Genomic DNA, 2,770 nt, shown 5'->3' with positions numbered 1-2,770 from the left:
CTGTCGCACAATCTTTGTGCGGTATTGCCTTAAGGCGGCATGACACAAGCTTTGTGCAGTGCTGCCTGATGATAAATTCAGGATAATTTTAGGAGTGGATTATGGACTATGATACGTTCGGCACAGCGTTGGACTCTGTGCTGATTCTGGCGGCGGCGTTGCTGTGCGGACTGCACCTGTGGTTTTCGGCGGCAATGGCATCGGTGCAGAAGCTGGGCGGACAGATGAGCACGCTGGCGGAAGAACACCCGCCCATGCAGTACTATCTGAAACAAAAGAACCGGCTGCGGATCACGGCAGTGGCGGAGGTGATCTCGTTCACGGCACTGCTGACACTGGCGGCGTACCTGCTGATTTTTGCAAAGGGCTGGGCACATCACTGGAACATCTGGCTGACACTGCTGCTGCCGGCTGGGGTTTCGCTGACGGCGGCACTGCTGCTGGACGGCTGTGCGAGAGGACTGGGGCGAAAGCAGGCGGAACTGGTGGCGGGAAAGTCACTGGGATTGGTGAAGCTGGTGGCAGTGCTGTCGCTGCCGGTCTACGGTATCTATGAGGGTATGGACTGCCTTGCCGGCGGAAAACGTCCGGCAAAGGAACGCGTGACAGAGGAAGATATTCTGCATCTGGTCAACGCCGGCAACGAAAACGGCGTGATCGAGGAGCAGCAGCGGGAAATGATTAACAATATCTTTGAATTTGACGATATTCCCATTTCTGATGTCATGACGCACCGGAAGGAACTGGTTGCCATTGACGTGGAAATGGCGATTGCCGATGTGGTGAAGCTGGCACAGGACGAGAAATATTCCCGCATGCCGGTGTATCAGGACAACATCGACAATATCATTGGAGTGCTGAACGCAAAAGACCTGCTGGGGCTGATCGGGCGGCAGGATATTTCCGGATACGGCGTGAGATATTTCATGCGGGAGGCTCTTTTCGTGCCGGAAACGGCGAAGTGCGATGATGTGCTTTCGGAAATGTCCCGCCAAAAGGCACAAATGGCGATCGTTGTGGACGAGTACGGCGGCACCGCGGGTGTGGTCTGCATGGAGGATATTCTGGAAGAAATCGTCGGCAATATTCAGGACGAATACGACGAGGAGGAAGCCGAGGTGCATCGGGTGACGGATTCGCTGTACCTCATCAACGGACATGCTGATCCGGAGGAAACGCTGCCGCTATTGGGGCACGAGCTGCCGGCGGATATGGAATTCGACACCATGAGCGGTTTTGTGGTGGATCTGCTGGGGTATATTCCGGAGGCACGGGAAAATCCGTCGGTACAGTGGGAAAATATCCGGTTTACGGTGCTGAACATGGAAGAAAACTGGATCTCGCGAATCAAGGCGGAGATTCTGCCGGAGCAAACGGCGGAAGAACAGCCGGAAACCAAATAAGGCAAAACGCCTGCGGAACCATTGCGTTTCGCGGGCGTTTTTTAGTTGCGTTTCAAATCGTTGATGAGGGCTTGCAGGTGCAGGATCTGTTCGGCAGACAGACCGCTTACGTCCAGCGTCTGTCGGTTTTCCAGCCCGAGCAAATAATCGGCACTGACCGAAAACGTCTTGGAAATCCGAATCAGCATGTCGATCGACGGCATGATGTTGTTGTTTTCCCAGTTGCTGATGCATTGCTTCGTGACATTCAGGCGTTTGCCGAATTCCACTTGGTTGATGCCCAGCGAATGACGGAGCTCTCTGATGCGTTCGTCAAACATGACAATACCTCCTAGTAAAATTTCTAAATACTATTATATAAAAATTGCTTGACAATATTGAAATACTGTGGTATACTGATATTGGACAACAGTGCAGATCGCACTGGAAAAAAGGAGGAATGTGTTATGTATTGTAAGAATTGCGGGAAAGAAATGAATGAGTATGGGATTTGTACAAATTGTGGTTGGCGATATAGTGCTGTACAGACAAGACAAATTCCGAAAAGGAAGAATACTCTTCCGATTGTGTACATCATAGTGGTTGGACTGATAACGATTTTGCTTTTAATCTCGAACTGGGGAAACGGTCTAAGTGCAGAAACAATAGGGCTTGAAGCAAAGGGCGGAAGTATCTGGTATTTATTGTATGGAATAGTGATGTACGCACCGGCTTATTTTTTGTTGCAGCGAAAAAAATTGAGATGGTGTGCCTTATTTCTGTTAGTGGGTGCTGCGATATACATTGGAACATTCTATTTGACAAATCAAGATTATGTGAATCAACTTTTTGATACGTTAGATACCCAAACTTCATCAAGTGATGATGTATGGGGACAGATTTATAATGCAATTCAATCCGAAGCAGATAAAGACTATCAGGAAGAAGTTCTAATGCAAGAAATTATTGCGGATTGCTTGCGTGCTGCCTATACAGCGTTTATTTTTGCAACGGCAGTTCCGTCGATTGTATTATCTGCGGCAATACTTTTTACTGTAGATAAAAAAGTATATACAGCACTTCTGATTGTATCTTGTATCCTCGCACTATTTCTCACTAGCATAAATTCTGTCATGCTTCTTTTTATGGGGCTTTCTATTCGAAAAGACTATGATCTTTTATTGCTGGAACGGAAACAAAAGAATTGAACCGATAGAATGTAAACAACGGGAAAACAGGCTTTGGCGGTGTGTCGTCAGAGCCTGTTTTGCTGTATACGGAATACATATGTGCAAAATGAATAAAATCAGGCTTGTATTCTTTACGATTCTCTACTTGACACAGTAGAAGAAGTGTGATATAATAATAAAGCTGTCGCACGAGAGCGA

General features: G+C 47.8%; 3 protein-coding genes. 2 read left to right on the top strand and 1 reads right to left on the bottom strand.

Features of this window, described 5'->3' with window-relative positions:
* The first annotated feature begins 101 nt into the window (after positions 1 to 101).
* The gene (locus RUMCAL_RS10095) at positions 102 to 1,403 is read left to right on the top strand and encodes a CBS domain-containing protein (protein WP_021682739.1); all 1,302 of its coding nucleotides are present in this window, start codon (positions 102 to 104) and stop codon (positions 1,401 to 1,403) included.
* Between the two features lie 41 nt (positions 1,404 to 1,444).
* Here the strand turns inward: RUMCAL_RS10095 and RUMCAL_RS10090 are convergent, their stop codons facing one another.
* Complete coding sequence (locus RUMCAL_RS10090) at positions 1,445 to 1,723, bottom strand: helix-turn-helix domain-containing protein (RefSeq protein ID WP_021682738.1); 279 nt, start codon at positions 1,721 to 1,723, stop codon at positions 1,445 to 1,447.
* 126 nt (positions 1,724 to 1,849) lie between these two features.
* On the opposite strand from RUMCAL_RS10090, the gene RUMCAL_RS10085 reads away from it, so the two are divergent.
* Positions 1,850 to 2,590, top strand: a complete 741-nt coding sequence (locus tag RUMCAL_RS10085; RefSeq protein ID WP_021682737.1) for a hypothetical protein — start codon at positions 1,850 to 1,852, stop codon at positions 2,588 to 2,590.
* Positions 2,591 to 2,770: the final 180 nt, after the last annotated feature.

The organism is Ruminococcus callidus ATCC 27760 (genome assembly GCF_000468015.1).
In the GTDB taxonomy this organism is placed as follows: domain Bacteria; phylum Bacillota; class Clostridia; order Oscillospirales; family Ruminococcaceae; genus Ruminococcus_C; species Ruminococcus_C callidus.
Note: the sequence above shows the minus strand (reverse complement) of the source record. Positions and strands in the feature narration are given on the sequence as shown.

Excerpts from the sequence above, each read along its gene's own strand:
- RUMCAL_RS10095 (WP_021682739.1), top strand. The coding sequence starts at position 102 with ATGGACTATGATACGTTCGGCACAGCGTTGGACTCTGTGCTGATTCTG.
- RUMCAL_RS10090 (WP_021682738.1), bottom strand. The coding sequence starts at position 1,723 with ATGTTTGACGAACGCATCAGAGAGCTCCGTCATTCGCTGGGCATCAAC.
- RUMCAL_RS10085 (WP_021682737.1), top strand. The coding sequence starts at position 1,850 with ATGTATTGTAAGAATTGCGGGAAAGAAATGAATGAGTATGGGATTTGT.